The organism is Jiangella gansuensis DSM 44835 (assembly GCF_000515395.1).
In the GTDB taxonomy this organism is placed as follows: domain Bacteria; phylum Actinomycetota; class Actinomycetes; order Jiangellales; family Jiangellaceae; genus Jiangella; species Jiangella gansuensis.
Map to the genome: position 1 here is coordinate 1,734,567 of NZ_KI911782.1, position 17,517 is coordinate 1,752,083.

Consider the following 17,517-nt stretch of genomic DNA (forward strand, 5'->3'; position numbering starts at 1 on the left):
AGGGACATGATGAGGGACAGGGCGCGGGGCTGCCTGGTGGGGTTGGCCGTCGGCGACGCCATGGGCGCGCCGGCGGAGAACATGACGGCAGAAGCGATCGCGCAGCGGTGGGGCGAGGTGACGAGGTTCCTCACCGACCGGCCGTCGGGCACCGACGACACCGAATACGCGGCCTTCAGCGCCCTGCTCCTGCTCGAGCACGGTGCCTCCGTGACCAGCGAACAGGTCGCCGACGCGTGGGTGGAGCACCTGGCCGGCCGGGAGGGCGGGTTCCCCGGCGCCGGGTTCAGTGAGCTCGGCACCATCGAGAACCTCCGGGCCGGGCTGCGACCGCCGGAGAGCGGCCGGCACCTGCATTCATGGAGCGACGGGCTGGCGATGCGGGCCGCGGTGCACGGGGTGTTCGCCGCCGGCGACCCGGCCGAGGCGGCCCGGCTGGCCACGATCGACGGCGCGGTGAGCCACGACGGCGAAGGCGTCCACGCCGGGGTCGCGGTGGCCGCCGCGGTGGCCGTCGCCATGACGGGAACGGCGACGCCGCCCGACCTCGCGGCCGCCGCGCTGGCCGCCGTCCCACCCGACTCGTGGACGGCGCGGTCGCTGCGCTCGGCGCTGGACCACGCCGACGACCGGACCGCGCTGCTCGACGCCGTCGTCGTCCGCGCATACCCGTGGACCGATCTCGGCCCGGAGGCGGTGGCGTTGGCGTTCGCGGCGTTCCTGGCCGCGGACGGCGAGTTCTCCCGGGCCGTCACCGGCGCGGTGTCGATGGGCCGCGACGCCGACACCACCGCGGCCATCGCCGGGGCGCTGGCCGGTGCCTGCGGCGGCATCGAGGCGGTCCCGGCGCAGTGGCGCGACCGGATCGGAGCGGTCACGGGACGGTGCCTGGGCGACGTCGTGGCCGGGCTGCACCCCGTCGACCTCGCCGACCGGCTCGCCGACCACCTGGAGGGACGCTCGTGACCAGCAGGCTCGATCGACGCGCCGGCGCCCTGGTGGGCCTGGCCATCGGCGACGCGGTCGGCTGGCCAGCCGTCCGGCACCGCTCGGGGCTGCTGCCGCCGTGGACGCGCCGGCTCCACCGCGAGCTGGACACCTTCGCCGAAGCTCAGGACGTGACGACGCTGCCGGTGCCGTTCGCGCTCAACCAGTCCACGGCGCCGCTGCGGCTGGGCCCGAGCGACGACGCGGAGTGGGTGGCGTGGACGGTGACAGGGCTGCTCGGCGCCGGCTCGCCTGACGGCCCCATCGGCCGGTCCGACGTGCACGGACGCTGGCGCGACGCCGCGACCGCGGGAGCCGTGCCGCGCGGGCGCATCAGCGTCGCGACGGCCGTCGACGCGCTGCGCCGCGACATCGACCCGCCGCAGACCGGGCACGACAACCCGCATCACTTCGACGACGCCGCCGCGGTCCGGGCCGTCGGCATCGGGCTGGTCGCGACGGACCCGCCGCAGGCCGCACGGCTGGCGGCGTGGGACGCCGAAGTCACCAACGCCGGCGACGGCCTGGCCGCCGCGCGGGTGATGGCAGAGACGGTGTCGCGACTGGTCGCCGGGGAGTCGCTGGCCACCGCCTGGGCCTCGGCCGCGGCCGGGCTGCCGGCGGACGGACTGCTCGCCGCGACGGTGCGCCGGGCGCTGGCCGCCACCGCGGACGCACACTCGCCGGCCGACGCGATCCCGCTGCTGGACGAGTTGGTCGACCACGTCTACAGCTACGGCGTGGCGGCCGCCCAGACGCTGCCGGTCGCCGTCGCGCTCGCGCACGTCGCCGAACGAACCGGCGGCCGGCCGGTCGACGCCGTCACCGCCGCCGCCTGCCTGCCGACGCTGGCCGACAGCGCACCCGCGCTCACCGGCGCGCTGACCGGTGCGTCCGGTGGCGTGATGTCGCTGCCGGCGGCCTGGGAAGAACGCTGCCGGGTGCTGGCCGGATGCTGTGCGCCCGGACTGGCCGGAACCGACCTGGTCGACCTGGCCAGCCGCATCGAGGAAAGGACGATCCGTGACCAGTGACGCGCTCGTGGACACCGCTGTCGGGTGCCTGACGGGGGCCGCCGTCGGCGACGCGCTCGGCGGGGCGACGGAGGGCTGGTCACCGCAGCAGATCCGGCAGCGCTGGGGCGGCTGGGTCGAGGGGATCGTCCCGCCGTACTACGACGACTGGCGCACCGCGCGGCCCATCGCGCCGTACCACAAGGGCGACGGCCACGTCACCGACGACACGTTGATGACGCACCTGATCGTCGAGGTGTACGAGCAGGCCGAAGCCCACCTGACCGCGTACGACATGGCCGAGCGGCTGGTGCCGCTGATGATCGGCAAGCAGGTCTGGATCCCGGAGCTGGAGGCCGAGGCGCTGCCCTTGCAGCGGGTGTTCCTGGCCGAGAAGTACATCGCGCTGCGGTTGCACTGGGGGCACGCCGACCCGCGGGAGGCCGGCGTGGGCAACGCCGTCAACTGCGGCGCCGCCATGTACGTCGCACCGGTCGGCATCGTCAACGCCGCCGACCCGGACGGCGCCTACGCCGAGGCCATCGACCTGGCCGGCGCCCACCAGTCGTCGTACGGCCGGGAAGCGGCCGGCGTCATGGCCGCCTGTGTGGCCGCGGCCGCCCGGCCCGGTGCCACCGTCGACGACGTGCTGGCCGCGGCGGTGCGGCTGGCGAAGGACGGGACGAAGGCCGGCATCGAGGCGGTCCTGGAGACCGCGGCCTCCATCGGGCATTGGACCGAGGCGGTCGAGTCCGGGAAGCTGCGCGCCGCGGTCGCGCCGTACGACACCGTCGGCGAGGACTACCGCGACCAGGGCCTGGGCGCGCGCCGGCCCAGCCGCATCCACACCATCGAGGAGCTGCCGGTCGCGCTGGGCATGCTGGCCATCGCCGGCGGAGACTGGCGGGAGGCGGTGCTCGGCGGCGTCAACTACGGCCGCGACTCCGACTCCATCGCGTCGATGGCCGGGGCGATCGCCGGCGCGCTCGGCGGGCGTCCGGCGGTGCCGGCGGACCTGGTGGAGGCGGTGGCGTCGGCCAGCCGGGTCGATCTGGTCGGGCCGGGGGAGCGGCTGGCCGCGGTGACGGCGCGGGTGCGGGCGGCGGACGCGGCCCGGCGGGCGGCGGCGGAGGCCGCATTCACTGAGCTGGCCCGTGATCATCAACCGTTGGACGAGCCGTGACAGCCCCAACCGTTGATGATCATGGAGAAGGGGGACTGACATGAGGCTGACGTGGGTTCAGCCGGAGGATCTGGTCGGGCACGCGCTCGCCCAGGCGGCGGAGGACGGCGTCGACGTCGCCGACCTACGGGAGCGCTGGGTCGAGGCCGGTGGCGATCCGGCACCGGCACCGTCCGGCGCATCGGACCGGCCAGCCCCGCCGCCGCTGCGGGCACTGGCCGGACAGGTGCTCGACGAGATCGACGCCCGCCCTTCACGCTACGACGAGACCGAACCGACCGACCTGGCCGCCATCACCGCGCTGACCGGCGCCGCACCGGGCCCGGCCGCCGGGACGCCACCGTCGTTCGACCGCGTGCACGGCGCCTGGCTCGGCCGCGCCGCCGGGTGCCTGCTCGGCAAGCCGGTCGAGAAGATCCCGCGCCGAGGCATCCGCGAGATCCTGGAGGCCACCGGCCGCTGGCCGCTCGCCGGCTGGTTCACCGCGCGCGGCCTGCCCGACGACGTCGCCGCCCGTTGGCCGTGGAACCGGCGCAGCGCACCGACCAGCCTGGCCGAGAACATCGACGGGATGCCCGAGGACGACGACCTCAACTTCCCGCTGCTGAACCTCGCGCTCCTCGAGGACCGCGGCGCCGCCTTCGCCACCGACGACGTCGCGCAGAGCTGGCTGTCCGCGCTGCCGGCCGGCCGCGTGTTCACCGCCGAGCGGGTCGCGTACCGCAATCTCCTGCTCGGCCACCTGCCGCCGGTCACCGCGCGGGTGCGCAACCCGTTCCGCGACTGGATCGGCGCGCAGATCCGCGGCGACGTGTTCGGCTGGGTCAGCCCCGGCGATCCCGCCCGGGCGGCGGAGCTGGCCTGGCGCGACGCCGTGCTCAGCCACACCCGCAACGGCGTCTACGGTGAGATGTTCGTGGCCGCGGCCTGTTCGGCGGCGCTGGTGGCGTCGTCCGTGGACGAGGTTCTCGACGCCGGGCTCTCGGTGGTGCCGCGGGCGTCGCGGTACGCCGAGGCGGTCCGGTTCGCGCGCTCCGCGGCCTCCGGCGAACCCGACTGGGAAGCCGTCGTCGACCGGATCGAGCAGCGCTACGGGCACCTGCACTGGGTGCACGTGCTGAACAACGCGGCCCTGGTGGTCGCCGCGCTGGTGTACGGCGACGGCGACCTCGAACGCACCATCACCGCGGTCGTCGCCGGCGGCTGGGACACCGACTCCAACGGCGCCACCGCCGGGTCAGTCGCCGGCGCGCTGACCGGAGCCGCGGCGCTGCCGGCTCGCTGGGTCGAACCCCTGCACAACCGGCTCACCACCTCTCTCAGCGGCTTCGACGGCATCGGCTTCGACGAGCTGGCCCGCCGCACGGTGAAGGTCGCGGAGGTTCTCGCATGATCGCGATCCTGGGCAGCGCCAACATGGATCTCGTCGTCACCGTCGAACGGGCGCCCGGTCGCGGCGAGACCGTCACCGGCCGCACGTTCGACACCGTCCCCGGCGGCAAGGGCGCCAACCAGGCGCTCGCCGCGGCCCGTGCCGGGGGCGACGTGGCCTTCCTCGGCGCCGTCGGCGACGACGACTTCGGGCGCCGCATCACCGGCCTGCTCACCGAGGCCGGCATCGACGTGTCCGGCCTGGCGGTGAGCGACCAGCCCACCGGGACCGCCCACATCACCGTCGACGCGACCGGCGACAACTCCATCGTCGTCGTGCCGGGCGCCAACGGTACGGTGGCCGCGCTCACCGACGCGCACCGCGCCGGGATCGACGCTGCCGACCTGCTGCTGCTCCAGCTGGAGCTGCCGCTGCCGCTGGTGCTCGACGCGGCGGGGTACGCCCGCTCGCGCGGTGTGCGGGTCGTGCTGACGCCGGCGCCGGCGGTTCCGCTGCCGGACGAACTGCTCGACGCCGTCGACGTGCTGGTGCCGAACGAGCACGAGGCCGCGTTGCTGGCCGGGGTCGACGACCCGGTCGCTGCAGCCCGCGCCCTCGCGGCGCGCGGCGGCGACGTCGTCGTGACACTCGGAGCGAAGGGTGCGCTGCGGCTGCACGACGGTGACGAATGGCGGGTGCCGGCGTTCCCTGTCGACGCCGTGGACACGACGGCGGCCGGTGACACGTTCGTCGGGGTGCTGGCCGTCGGCCTGGCCGAAGGCTCCGCGTGGGCAGAGGCCCTGCGCCGGGCCGCCGCGGCCGCAGCGCTGTCCGTCCAGCGGCCGGGAGCGTCGTCGTCGATGCCGCACCGGGCCGAGATCGACACGTTCCTGACGGAGGTTCCGGCATGATCGACCCGCGCTTCACCCCGTACGTGCCGCGGCCCATCGACCGGCCGGCCACCGTCCCGCTCGAGCCGGACGCCGACCTGAGCGTGCTGGACGAGGCGAAGATCTTCGCCGCACCCGACGACCCCGCGGACTGGCCGGCCTGGCGGGCCGCGTTGACCCGGTGGCGCGCGGAGGCGCGGGCCCGCGTCGGCTACGACGGCTCGCGCTACCAGGTGGAGCCCGCGGACGGGTTCGTCGTCGCACTCACCTGGCTGTGGGACGAACTGCTCTACGACCACGACGCCGGCCGGTTCGACGTCGACGGCTACCTGGCCGCCGCCGAGCGGGACTTCGGCGGCTTCGACGGCGTCGTCCTGTGGCACGCCTACCCGAACGAGGGCATCGACCAGCGCGACCAGTTCGCGTTCTTCGACGTGCCGGAGCTGCCCGACGTGGTGGCCCGGTTCCACGAGCACGGCGTGCGGGTGTTCGTCTCGTACTACCCGTGGGAAGACCGGCCGAGACACAGTTCTACGTCGGGGACGCAGGTGTCCAGTGCCGACGTCCTTGTCGAGCTGGTCGATCGGCTCGGTGCCGACGGCGTCTTCCTGGACAGCTCCAAGGAGGGCTCCACGCAGATCCGGGCCGCCCTGGACGCGCTGCGGCCGGGTCTGGCGATGGAGGGGGAGTCCCGGCTGCCGCTGGCCCGCATCCACGACCACACGATGTCGTGGGCGCAGTGGTTCGCCGACTCCACGGTCCCCGGTGTACTCCGGGCCACCTGGTTCGAGCGCCGGCACATCCTGCACCACACTCGCCGCTGGAACCACGGTCACGTCCACGAGCTGCAGTCGGCCTGGCTGAACGGCTCCGGCGTGCTGGTGTGGGAGACGGTGTTCGGCGTGTGGGTCGGCTGGAGCGCCCGCGACCGGGCCCTGCTGCGCTCGATGCGCCGGGTGCAGCGGGAGTACCGGGCCTGGCTGCAGAGCGAGGACTGGACGCCGCTGGCCGACCACCCCGGCGGCGACGTGCCGGTGTACGCCTCACGGTGGGAGCACGACGGCGTCGCGCTGTGGACCGTGGTCAACCGCGGCGGCGAGTACGACGGTCCGTGGCTCGCGACCTCGGTGCCGGCGGGCACGACGTTCACGGAGCTGACCACCGGTGTCGCGCTCTCGGTGAGCAAGGACGACGAGGGCCGGACGGTGATCGGCGGCCCGTTGCCGGCCGGCGGGGTCGCGGCGGTCGTCGCGGCGAACGTGGCACCGGGCACGGCCGGGACGGACGACGACGCGACGTTCCCGCTGCGGGTGGCGTCGCGGGTCCCACCCCGCCCGGCACCCGTGCTGCCGTCGGCGGCGGTTCCGGCCGAGCTGGCCGTGGTCGACGGTGGCCGGCACGACCTCGTCGTCCGGTTCCGGGTCCGCGAGACCGGGTTGTACGGCGAGGCTCCCTACGTCGACGAATGGAAGCCGCTGCCGCCACGCCTGCACGCTGCCGGCACCGCGCACCGGCGGGTTCATCTCGGGCCGTTCGCGATCGGCCGCGCCGAGGTCACCAACGACGAGTTCGCCGCGTTCCTCGCCGCCACCGGCTACCGGCCGGCGCGGCCGGAGCGGTTCCTGGCGCACTGGGTCGACGGCGCCCCGCCGGCCGGCCGCGGAGCCGAACCCGTCACGTACGTCGACCTCGCCGACGCCCGCGCCTACGCTCGCTGGGCCGCTGCCCGGCTGCCCACCGAGGACGAGTGGCAGGTGGCCGGCGAGGCCGGGCTGCTCGACCGCGGCCGGCCGGTGGTCTGGAACCTCACCGAGAGCGAGCACACGGACGGGCGGACCCGCTTCGTCATCCTCAAGGGCGGCAGCGACTTCCGCTCGACCGGCTCGCACTGGTACTTCGACGGCGGCGTCCGCGAGCCCGAGTTCTCCGCCAAGTACCTGCTCATGGGCGCGGGCCTGGACCGCTCGCCGTCCATCGGGTTCCGCTGCGCCGTCGATCTCGGCGAGGAGGCTTCGCAATGAGCACCCATACGCACCGCCGGTGGGCCGCGTGATGAGCGGGCCGCTGACCGGGTTGCGGGTCGTCGACGCCGCGACGCTGTTCGCCGGGCCGATCGCCGCGATGCACCTGGGCGACCTGGGTGCCGACGTCGTCAAGGTCGAGCACCCACGCCGGCCGGACCCGTCCCGCGGCCACGGTCCGGCGAAGGACGGGCACAACCTGTGGTGGAAGACGCTGGGGCGCAACAAGCGAACGATGACGCTGGACCTGTCCCAGGAGCGCGGCCAGGACGTGTTCCGGCGACTGGCTCGCGAGTCCGACGTCGTCATCGAGAACTTCCGGCCGGACACCCTGGAACGGTGGAACCTCGGCTACGACCGGCTGGCGGCGGACAACCCCGGGCTGATCCTGGCCCGCGTCACCGGGTTCGGGCAGGTCGGCCCGTACCGTCGCCGGCCCGGGTTCGGCACCCTGGCGGAGGCGATGAGCGGGTTCGCCGCCATGACCGGTGAGCCGGACGGACCACCGACGCTGCCCCCGTTCGGGCTGGCCGACGGCATCACGGCGCTGGCCACCGCGTTCGCCGTCACCTCGGCGCTGCACGCTCGAGTGGCGAGCGGCGTCGGTCAGGTGGTCGATCTCGCCATCATCGAGCCGATGCTGTCGGTGCTGGGGCCGCAGATCACCCGGTGGGACCAGCTCGGCACGGTGCAGCCGCGCACCGGCAACCGCTCGGCCAACAACGCCCCGCGCAACACCTACCGCACCGCCGACGGCCGGTGGGTCGCCGTGTCCACCAGCTCGCAGAGCATCGCCGAGCGGGTGATGCGGCTGGTCGGGCGGCCGGACGTGGTGGACGAGCCGTGGTTCGCCACCGGCGCCGGCCGGGCCGAGCACGTCGACGAGCTCGACGCCGCCGTCGGTGCCTGGGTCGCCGCGCGCAGCCGCGACGAGGTCGTGGCCGCCTTCGAGAAGGCCGAGGCAGCGGTCGCGCCGGTGTACGACGCGTCGGACATCGTGGCCGACCCGCAGCTGGCAGCGCTGGGCACCGTCCTGGAGGTCGAGGACGACGACCTGGGACCGGTCGCGATGCAGAACGTGCTGTTCCGGCTGTCCGAGACGCCGGGGGCGGTGCGCTGGCCGGGCCGGGCCCACGGCGCGGACACCGAGCTCGTTCTCGCGGAGCTGGGATACGGCGAGGCCGAGATCGCGGCGCTGCGGTCGGACGGTGTCGTGTGAGCCCGCCCGTGTTGACCTTGCTCTACGTGCCGGCCGACCGGCCCGATCGGGCCCGCAAGGCGCTGGCCTCGCGCGCGGACGTCGTGATCCTTGACCTGGAGGACGCGGTGGCGCCGGCGGCCAAGGAGGCGGCCCGCGCGGGCCTTGCCGGCCTGCTGGAGTCCGCGACCGGCCGGCCGGTGCAGGTGCGGGTCAACGCGGTCTCGACGCCGTGGGGAGCCGCCGATCTGGCGACGGTGACCGAGCTGCCGCCGTCGGTGTCGGTGCGGGTGCCGAAGGTGCAGACACCGGCGGACGTGGCGGCCGTGCGGGACGCGGCCGGCGACCGGCCCGTGCACGTGCTGCTGGAGACAGCTGCCGGGGTCGAGGCGGCCTTCGCAATCGCCTCCGCGCCCGGCGTCGCGTCCATCGGGCTGGGTGAGGCCGACCTCGCCTCCGACCTGGGCGTCGTCGACGACGGTGACGGCTTGGCCTGGTGTCGGCAACGGCTGGTGGTCGCGGCCCGCGCGGCCGGGCTGCCGCCCCCGGCGATGGCGGTGTGGACCGACCTTGGCGACCCCGATGGTCTCGCGGCGTCCTGCCGGCAGGGACGGCGGCTGGGCTTCGTCGGCCGGGCCGCGATCCACCCCAAGCAGCTGCCTGTCATCGAGGCCGCGTTCCAGCCGTCCGACGCCGACGTCCGGCGCGCTACCGAGGTGGTCGAGGCCGTGGCCTCGGCGGCCGAGGCGGGTTCGGGCACCGCTGTGTTGCCGAGCGGCCGCTTCGTCGACGTCGCCATGGTGGAGCAGGCCCGGCGGGTCCTCGCCCTCGCCTCCCGCACCGCCGCCCACTCCAGTTGATCTTGGAGTAATGGCAGAATTGCCGGGCGGAATGTCCGTTTGATCCCGCGGTTACTCCAAGATCAACCCGCTGGGTAGGGTAGCGGTGTGCTGGACGAGGGGGTCGTCGCGCGGTTGCGGGCCGCCGGCTGCGTGTTCGCCGAGGACGAGGCGCGGCTGATCCTCGAGACCGCCGGCTCAGCCGCCGAGGTGGAGTCGATGGTGCGGCGCCGCGTCGACGGGTTGCCGCTGGAGCACGTGCTCGGCTGGGCGGAGTTCGCCGGCCTGCGGGTCGCGGTCGATCCGGGCGTCTTCGTGCCCCGGCACCGCAGCGAGTTCCTCGTCGCATCGGCCCGCCCGAACGTGCGGCCGGGCAGCGTGGTGGTCGACCTGTGCTGCGGCACCGGAGCCATCGGGCTGGCCCTGGTGGAGGGAATCGACGGGGTCGAGTTACATGCCGCGGACTCCGACCCGGCGGCTGTCGCCTGCGCCCGGCGCAACCTCGACGCCGTCGGCGGGCGGGTGTACCTGGGCGACCTGGACACGGCGCTGCCCGCGACTCTGCGGGGTCGGGTCGACCTGCTGGTGGCCAGCCCGCCGTACGTGCCGACGACGGCGATCGCCCTGATGCCGCCGGAGGCCCGGATGTACGAACCGCGACAGGCCCTGGACGGCGGCGCCGACGGGCTCGACCTGGTTCGCCGGGTGGCCGCGGCCGCGCCGGAGTGGCTCGCGGCGAACGGCGTGCTGATGATCGAGCTGAGTGCGGCGCAGGCGTTGGCCGCCGTCGACGCGGTGACGGCCCCCGGGCTGCGCGTCACCGCCGAACACGACGACGAGCGAGACGCCACCGTCGTCGTCGGCCGCCCGTCCACCGGCACCGGCTAGATGCGGGCGTGGCGGAACGGCGATACCAGCAGCATCAGCACAACAGCGGCGAAGATCACCACCGCCGTCACCAGCATGGGCGCCAGCCCCATTCGGTCGGCGAGCACTCCCGCGAGCGGCGAGACCACCACGACCACGGCCCGGTTGAACGAACGCATCGTCGTGTTCGTCCGCGCCTGCAGGGAGTCCGGGGTCAGCGCCTGCCGGTAGCTCATCTCGTGGGAGTTGCTGAGCCCGATCGCGAAGCCGTACAACCCCTGGCCGACCCCGAGCAGAACCGGTGCGAGGAGGGTCGCGGTGCCCGCTCCGGCGCTCGCCGTCGCGACGACGGCGACGGTGGTGACCGCGTGTGCGGCGATGATCGCCCCGCCCGCGCCGAGCCGGCGGCCGACGGCGGTGCTCACCGATGCGCCGAGCAGACCGCCCACGCCGGCCGCGGCGGTCGTGAGGCCGAAGACCGCCGGCGACAGCCCGAGCTCCCGCAGCGCCCAGACCGGCAGCACCACGGACACCACCGCGTTCGCGGCGAACCACACATGGGTTGCGACGGCCAGCCGCGCCAGCCCAGACGGGCCGTATACCCAGCGGACCCCCTCGGCGATCTCACGCCGCAGGCTCGGCACCGGGCCGCCGGCTCTGGCACGAGGTTCGTCCAGCCGGGTCGTCGCGACCATGACCGCCGAGAACACGTAGGTGACCGCGTCGGCGAGGACCGCCATCGGCGCCCCGATCAACCGGACCAGCAGGCCGCCGAGTGCCGGACCGGCCGTCTGCGCCACGGCATCGGCGCCGTCGATGCGGGCGTGTGCCCGTTGCAGGTGAACGCGCGGCACCAGCCGCGGCAGGAACGCCATCGAGGCGGCGTCGTTCACCAGCGACGCGGCGCCGAAACACGTCACCAGGGCCACCAGCAGTGGGAACGTCAGCACGTCGGTCGCCCACGCGGCCGGGATCGCCAGCAGCAGCGCCGCCCGGACCAGATCGCTGGTGATCATGACCGGCCGCCGTCGGACCCGGTCCACGAGCGCGCCCACCGCCAGCCCGGCCACGAGGTACGGCAGCCAGCGCGCCGAGTTGATCCATCCCACCTGCGTGGCGTCGCCGCCCAGGTCGAGCACGACAAGCGTCTGCAGCGCCAGCAGCGTGACGTAGTTGCCGAGCCCCGAGACGGCCTCGCCGGCCCAGAACCGCCGAAACCCGGGCGGCGGGAACGGCGGCTCGGCACTCACACGCCCACTCTGCCGCATGGCGTCAGGCATCGCCGGCCCACGCCGACCTGCGCTCGCTCGGCGCGGGTGGTGCGTATAGGCGCCCATTGCACAAGGCGGCGCGAACCGTCCTCCGCCAGGAGCGATCCCGCGCAGAATCGGCCCGCGGCGCTACTGCCAGAGCGCGTTGGCGACCTGCTCGAACAGGCCCTCCGGGTGTGAGCGGTACAGCGGCTCGGTGCCGAACAGGGTCACGTCGGCCCCGCCGGACACGCCGCTCACCACCACCGGTTGGCCGGCCGCGGCTTCGTGGCCCAGCCAGTGGCCGGCGAGGAAGAAGCCCTCACCGCCGTAGCGCTGGTCGACCCGGACGCCGTCGCCGACGGTGAAGACTTGCGGCGCGCTGACGAACGACGACGGCAGCGCGTCGCCGGTGACAGGGGAGGCCGGGTCGTTCACGACGGCGACGATGCCGTTGGCCCGGCCTGGCCCGGTAGTCGCCGTGACCGGCAGTAGACCGGCTTCCCGGTTGAACGTCACGCCGCCGCTGCCCCGTCCGACGATGGTGCCGCCGGCCGCCCGCCACGCCGTGAACGCCGCCTGCTGCGTCGCGTCCAGCAGCCGCGGGTTGAACCCGGTGGTCGAGACGTACAGGGCGTCGAAGTCGTCGAACGCGTACTCCCCGGCGTTGAACCCGAGGTGTGTGACGTTGGTGGTGGTGAAGCCCATCCGGGCCAGGGCGTGCCGTTCGTCGCCGGGAGCGCTGGTACCGATGCGCGTGACGTCGACCGGTACCGCGCCGCGCACCGCTCCCGCGCCGAGGGCGTCGAACGCGATGCCGTACGCCGCTGCTGCCGCCTCGACGGCCGAACGCGCCGAACCGGGAACCGTGAACGTCCCGTCGGCCGTCCGCCGCACCGCGATCCCGTCCGCCACCAGCTGGTTGACCGCCTGAATGCCGGCCAGCGAGTCGGCCCGGAAGCCGTAGTGCGCCGGCCGTCCGGGAGCCACCCAGCCGGTCGGTGCCACCGACTCCAGCGGCGACAACGCCCGCACGTCCAACGAGGCACCTGCCGGCACCGTCGCCACCGGCGCGCCCCACAGGTGGCCTTGGCTCCAGGCGGAGATGTCGTACATGGTCGGGAAGTTCGTCGTCACGTCCCGCCCGACGTCGAGGATCGTGTTGGCCAGGCCACGCTTGGCCTGGTGCAGGTCGACGATGTACGAGCCGGCCGGGTACACCTCGCCGCCGGCCTGGACCGGACGCCGTGCCTGGTGCACCTCGACGTCGTTGTCGAGCAGGAACTGAGCCAGCCGGGCCGCCGCGGCATCGCCACGACGCGCTGCCTGGATGACGTAGGCACGCGGGTAGTCCTGCAGGAACGTCTTCGCGTTGTCGCCGGCGGCCAGCGACAGCGCCAGCTCGTCGTCGATCGGCCGCGACGCCTCGCCGGCCTGGCCGCGACGGAAGATCTCCAGCTGGTCGGCGAGCAGGCTCAGCCGGTTCTCGTTCGCCCAGCTGAAGTTGGCCTCGATGGTCGCCCGGGCGACGGCGGTGTTGATGCGGGTGTACTCGTGCCGGATCGCCGGATCCGGTTCGTCGCGCGGGTTGTGCGGGACCTCCACCGTGTGCCCCACGGCGCCGTGGTACATCGCGTACATGGGTGTGAAGATCGGCGGCCAGTCGTCCCAGCCGGTGGTCTGGTTGCGGAACGGGATGTTGACTTCCGTGACGCTCGGCTCGCCCAGTGCCAGCACCGCCTCCTCCATCGCGAGGCCGTTGCGAATGGCCTGCCGGATGTAGAGGTCGTACTCGTAGTTCTCGCCGTGCGGTCCGGTGGTGGGCTCAATCAGCGTCCTGCCGGTGTAGCCGTGCTCGTCGAGCATGGTCAGCGGGTTGTACCGGATGAGCTGGTCGCGAACGGCACGGGACTCCGGCTGCGACTGGGTGAGGTAGTCGCGGTTGACGTCGAAGCCGTTGCCGTTCGCGCGGGTGCCGGCGACGCGGCCGTCCGGGTTGTTCGTGACCACCATGGCGATGACGTGCTCGTCGAGCAGGTCGATGACCTCGGCGTCGGACGAGAACGCCAGCTCGTCGAGGACCTGAAGGGTGGCGTCGGTCCCCTCCCACTCGTTGCCGTGGATGTTGCTGTTGACGAACAGCGGCGCCTTCCAGTCGTCGTACTCACCGGCCTCGAACGCCGCGACCGCGGCGGCAGGGTCGTCGGTGCGCAGGTCCGACAGGCGCTGCCAGTCCACCCACTCCGCGTCGGTCATCGGTGAGGTGACGACGACGAGGTGCAGATCGCGACCGCGGGTGGACTGGCCGATGATCTCGACGCTGACCCGATCGCTCTCCTGCAACGCTCGCAGCGCCGGCGGAATGGCGTGGTACGGCGTCAGGTTCAGCGGGATCGACGCGTCGTTCGGGTCGACCGGAACGTCCTCGATGACGTCGTCGTGCGGCTGACCGGGCAGCCCGGACGTGGACGGGACGGAGAAGGGCGCGAACGGCGTGGCCGGGGAGTCCGGTGCCGCCGGTCCGACCCCCGCCGGGGGAGCGGTCGCCGGCGCGGAGCGGTCCTCCGGGGTGCGGACGGCCGGCTGGGCACTCCCGGACGGGTCGTCAGGCCCGGCGGGCTCAGCGGTGGCGCCCAGCGCCGTCGTCAGCGTGATCATCGCGCCGGCGAGCGCAGCGGCGGACAAGGTGCGAGCCGTCATGACGACCCCCTCATGATCGCGGGCGCGAGTGGAGGTCATCTTGTCGTGTCCGGCGGGACGTGACAAGGGTCGCTGGCAAGGTTTGTGTCCGATATGCGGTGATCGAGTCTCGACCACATCGCCTGATTCCGGACGACACAAGGTGTCAAGTTGGTGTCATCGCTTCCAATCCGGGTGAAGCGGGCCATAGGTTACGGCTCAGCCCCCGTCTGACCGACGGGGCCTTGTCACGCCTAACGACTTCACGAGGAGTGTCGATGACACGACCATCGAGAGCACCCCGCAGGCGGGCCGTCACCCGGCGCGCCGGGCTGGCTGCCGCCGCCGGCATCGCGCTGGCCGCCGGCACCCTGGCACCCCTCGGCACCGTCTCCGCCGACCCGACTCCCGACGGGTACCTCGGGTCGGCCGCGGAGCTGACCGGCGCTCCTACCGACACCAGAGAACTCGTGCCGTCGCCCACCGGGTCCTGGTTCGTCGAGCTCACGAGCGACTCGGCGGCCGAGGGCGGCAGCCGCACCACGGCGCGCCGCCAGCAGGACCGCCTCCTCGCCGAAGCCGCGACGCTCCAGGCCGACCTCGACGTCCGGTACCGCTACGACCGGCTGTGGAACGGGCTGTCGGTCACCGCGTCGCAGGCCGACATCTCGCGCATCGCCGGTTCCCGCGAGGTCGCCGCCGTCTACCCCGTCGTGGCCGTGCAGGCACCCGATCCGGTGCAGACCGAACCGGCCATGGACTCCGCGCTGGGCATGACCGGAGCTGACATCGCGCAGAGCGAGCTGGGCCTGACCGGCGACGGGCTCAAGGTCGGCATCATCGACACCGGCATCGACATCGACCACCCCGACCTCGGCGGGGACGGTACGGCCGGCGGGACGGCCTTCCCGAGCGACCGCGTCGTCGCCGGGTACGACTTCGTCGGCGACGACTACAACGCCGACGACACATCGGCGGCCTACCAGCCGATCCCGCGGCCCGACGACAACCCGGACGACTGCAATGGACACGGCAGTCACGTCGCCGGCATCGTCGGCGCCGACGGTGACAGCGCCGCCGGCGGTGTGCTCGGAGTGGCCCCCGGCGTGCAGTTCGGCGGCTACCGGGTGTTCGGCTGCGGCGGCTCCACCACCTCCGACATCATCCTGGCCGCGCTGGAGCGCGCGCACGCCGACGGCATGGACGTCGTGAACATGAGCCTCGGCGCCGGTTTCGTCACCTGGCCGGAGTACCCGACCGCCGTCGCCAGCGACGCGCTGGTCGACGCCGGCGTCGTCGTGGTGGCCTCCATCGGCAACAACGGCGCCGCCGGCACCTGGTCGGCCGGCGCACCCGGCGTCGGTGACAAGGTCATCGGCGTCGCGTCGTTCGACAACACCGAGTACGACGCCCAGATGTTCACCGCCTCCCCGGACGACCGCGAGTTCGGCTACAGTCCGGCCGAAGGCGCACCGGACGCCCCGACCGAGGGCGATCTGCCGCTGTCGCGCACCGGCACCCCCGAGGCCACCGCCGACGCGTGCACCGCCACCGGACCACTGCCCGACCTGACCGGCACCGCGGCGCTGATCGAGCGCGGCACCTGCTCGTTCTACGAGAAGGCCATCAACGCGCAGAACGCCGGCGCCGCGGCCGTGGTCCTGTACAACAACGTCGCCGGCGCGTTCGCGCCGACGGTCGCGCCGACGACCCCGGCCGACCCGCCGGTCACCATCCCCGTCGTCGCGGTCTCGCAGGCCGACGGCGTCGAGCTGGACAGCCGGATCGCCGCCGGCGCCACCACGCTGACCTGGACCGGCGAGACCACCACCGTCGAGAACGTGACCGGCGGGCTGATCTCGTCGTTCAGCTCCTACGGCATGGCCGCCGACCTGACGCTCAAGCCGGATCTGGGCGCCCCGGGTGGACTGATCCGCTCCACCTACCCACTGGAGAGGGACGGCTACGCCGTCGTCTCCGGCACGTCGATGGCGTCACCGCACGTGGCCGGCGCGGTCGCGCTCCTGCTGGAGGCGCACCCGTCGCTCGGGCCGGAGGCCGTCCGCGACGTGCTGCAGAACCACGCCGACCCGGCCGACTGGTCGCTCATCCCGGACCAGGGCTACATCGAACCGGCACACCGGCAGGGCGCGGGCCTGCTCGACATCGACGCCGCCATCCTGGCCGACACCGCTGTGACGCCGGGCAAGCTCTCGCTCGGCGAGAGTGAGGCCGGTCCGGCGACGCGGACGCTCACCCTCACCAACGACGGCGACGCCGACGTCACGTACGAGCTGTCGCACATTGACGCGGTCAGCACCGCCGACGAGCCCAACAACCCCGGGTTCTACCTCGGCGGCGCCGCCGTCGACTTCGGCGCCTCGTCGGTCACGGTGCCGGCCGGCGGCTCGGTGACGGTGGACGTCACCGTCACCGCGCCGGACGGTCCGGCCCTCGGCCAGTACGGCGGGTACGTCGTCCTGACGCCGCCCGACGGCGAACCGCTGAGCGTGCCGTTCGCCGGCTTCGTCGGCGACTACCAGGACCTGCCGATCCTGACCAGCGCCGGGTTCGGCCTGCCGGCGCTCGGCGACGTCACCGCCTGCGATCGGTACCTCGGCGTCAACTGCACGATGGGCGGCCAGTACGCGCTGCTACCCGACGGTGGCACTTTCACGATGACCGAAGGCGACCATCCGGTGATCATCGCGCACCTGGAGCACCAGGCGCAGAACGTCTCCGTCCAGCTGTTCCACGCGAAGGACGACGGCACCGCCGGGCGCCCGTACGCGGGCCGCCTCAACACTGTGCTGTCCGAGGACTTCGTCGGCCGCAGCGGCGCGGCGACCGGTTTCACCCCGTACGTCTGGGACGGCACGCGCCCGCGAGGCGCCGGCACCGACAAGCGGGTCGACGTCCCCGACGGCCGCTATGTCCTGCGGCTGACCGCCACCAAGCCGCTGGGCGACCCGTCCAACCCCGACCACGTGGAGACGTGGGACTCCCCGGTCATCACCGTGGATCGCAGCTGACGCAAGGTCCACGATGAGGTGCTCGACAGGGCGCTGCTGTCGCTATGGCGATAGTGACGCCCTGTCGATCACCCGGATCAGACCGGGTACCGCGTGGTCGGCAGGGCGGCGGCGGATGGGAAGACTTCATGACGTGGGTGGCGAACCAGGTCCGCGCAGCTCCTGCGTCTGCGAGCTGTCGTTAGG

The 17,517-nt window shown here is 73.6% G+C and carries 12 protein-coding genes; 10 read left to right on the forward strand and 2 right to left on the reverse strand.

What is annotated here, in order from left to right:
* Window positions 1–6 precede the first annotated feature (6 nt).
* The 9 genes from JIAGA_RS0108510 to JIAGA_RS28440 all read left to right on the forward strand — a co-directional run bounded on the left by JIAGA_RS0108510 (window position 7) and on the right by JIAGA_RS28440 (window position 10,391).
* Window positions 7–966, forward strand: coding sequence for an ADP-ribosylglycohydrolase family protein (locus JIAGA_RS0108510; protein ID WP_157552894.1), 960 nt, complete (start codon window positions 7–9; stop codon window positions 964–966).
* Window positions 963–2,021 (forward strand): ADP-ribosylglycohydrolase family protein, encoded by a 1,059-nt coding sequence (locus tag JIAGA_RS0108515; RefSeq protein WP_026877992.1) that lies wholly within the window; start codon window positions 963–965, stop codon window positions 2,019–2,021. Before JIAGA_RS0108510 ends, JIAGA_RS0108515 begins: the two co-directional genes overlap by 4 nt.
* Window positions 2,011–3,183, forward strand: coding sequence for an ADP-ribosylglycohydrolase family protein (locus JIAGA_RS28435; RefSeq protein ID WP_035812273.1), 1,173 nt, complete (start codon window positions 2,011–2,013; stop codon window positions 3,181–3,183). The genes JIAGA_RS0108515 and JIAGA_RS28435 overlap by 11 nt, the downstream gene beginning before the upstream one ends.
* A 40-nt stretch (window positions 3,184–3,223) precedes the next feature.
* Window positions 3,224–4,576, forward strand: coding sequence for an ADP-ribosylglycohydrolase family protein (locus tag JIAGA_RS0108525; protein ID WP_026875335.1), 1,353 nt, complete (start codon window positions 3,224–3,226; stop codon window positions 4,574–4,576).
* Window positions 4,573–5,466: a ribokinase gene (gene rbsK / locus JIAGA_RS0108530; RefSeq protein WP_026875336.1), complete on the forward strand. Its 894-nt coding sequence runs from the start codon at window positions 4,573–4,575 to the stop codon at window positions 5,464–5,466. The genes JIAGA_RS0108525 and rbsK overlap by 4 nt, the downstream gene beginning before the upstream one ends.
* Entirely contained in the window at window positions 5,463–7,466 is a 2,004-nt protein-coding gene (locus JIAGA_RS0108535) for an SUMF1/EgtB/PvdO family nonheme iron enzyme (protein WP_026875337.1), read from the forward strand. The genes rbsK and JIAGA_RS0108535 overlap by 4 nt, the downstream gene beginning before the upstream one ends.
* Window positions 7,467–7,497: 31 nt before the next feature.
* Complete coding sequence (locus tag JIAGA_RS0108540; RefSeq protein WP_026875338.1) at window positions 7,498–8,685, forward strand: CaiB/BaiF CoA transferase family protein; 1,188 nt, start codon at window positions 7,498–7,500, stop codon at window positions 8,683–8,685.
* Window positions 8,682–9,524 (forward strand): HpcH/HpaI aldolase/citrate lyase family protein, encoded by an 843-nt coding sequence (locus tag JIAGA_RS0108545; protein ID WP_026875339.1) that lies wholly within the window; start codon window positions 8,682–8,684, stop codon window positions 9,522–9,524. Before JIAGA_RS0108540 ends, JIAGA_RS0108545 begins: the two co-directional genes overlap by 4 nt.
* 87 nt (window positions 9,525–9,611) lie before the next feature.
* Window positions 9,612–10,391: a putative protein N(5)-glutamine methyltransferase gene (locus JIAGA_RS28440; protein ID WP_157552897.1), complete on the forward strand. Its 780-nt coding sequence runs from the start codon at window positions 9,612–9,614 to the stop codon at window positions 10,389–10,391.
* Here the strand turns inward: JIAGA_RS28440 and JIAGA_RS0108555 are convergent.
* Window positions 10,388–11,620, reverse strand: a complete 1,233-nt coding sequence (locus JIAGA_RS0108555; RefSeq protein WP_026875340.1) for an MFS transporter — start codon at window positions 11,618–11,620, stop codon at window positions 10,388–10,390. The genes JIAGA_RS28440 and JIAGA_RS0108555 overlap by 4 nt on opposite strands.
* A 150-nt stretch (window positions 11,621–11,770) precedes the next feature.
* A complete protein-coding gene (locus JIAGA_RS0108560) occupies window positions 11,771–14,320 on the reverse strand; it encodes a M14 family zinc carboxypeptidase (protein ID WP_035812276.1) in 2,550 nt (849 codons plus the stop codon).
* Window positions 14,321–14,577: 257 nt separating this feature from the next.
* On the opposite strand from JIAGA_RS0108560, the gene JIAGA_RS35905 reads away from it, so the two are divergent.
* Window positions 14,578–17,331: a S8 family peptidase gene (locus JIAGA_RS35905; RefSeq protein WP_084470250.1), complete on the forward strand. Its 2,754-nt coding sequence runs from the start codon at window positions 14,578–14,580 to the stop codon at window positions 17,329–17,331.
* Window positions 17,332–17,517: the final 186 nt, after the last annotated feature.

Excerpts from the sequence above, each read along its gene's own strand:
- JIAGA_RS0108510 (WP_157552894.1), top strand. The coding sequence starts at position 7 with ATGATGAGGGACAGGGCGCGGGGCTGCCTGGTGGGGTTGGCCGTCGGC.
- JIAGA_RS0108525 (WP_026875335.1), top strand. The coding sequence starts at position 3,224 with ATGAGGCTGACGTGGGTTCAGCCGGAGGATCTGGTCGGGCACGCGCTC.
- rbsK (WP_026875336.1), top strand. The coding sequence starts at position 4,573 with ATGATCGCGATCCTGGGCAGCGCCAACATGGATCTCGTCGTCACCGTC.
- JIAGA_RS0108535 (WP_026875337.1), top strand. The coding sequence starts at position 5,463 with ATGATCGACCCGCGCTTCACCCCGTACGTGCCGCGGCCCATCGACCGG.
- JIAGA_RS0108540 (WP_026875338.1), top strand. The coding sequence starts at position 7,498 with ATGAGCGGGCCGCTGACCGGGTTGCGGGTCGTCGACGCCGCGACGCTG.
- JIAGA_RS0108560 (WP_035812276.1), bottom strand. The coding sequence starts at position 14,320 with ATGACGGCTCGCACCTTGTCCGCCGCTGCGCTCGCCGGCGCGATGATC.
- JIAGA_RS35905 (WP_084470250.1), top strand. The coding sequence starts at position 14,578 with ATGACACGACCATCGAGAGCACCCCGCAGGCGGGCCGTCACCCGGCGC.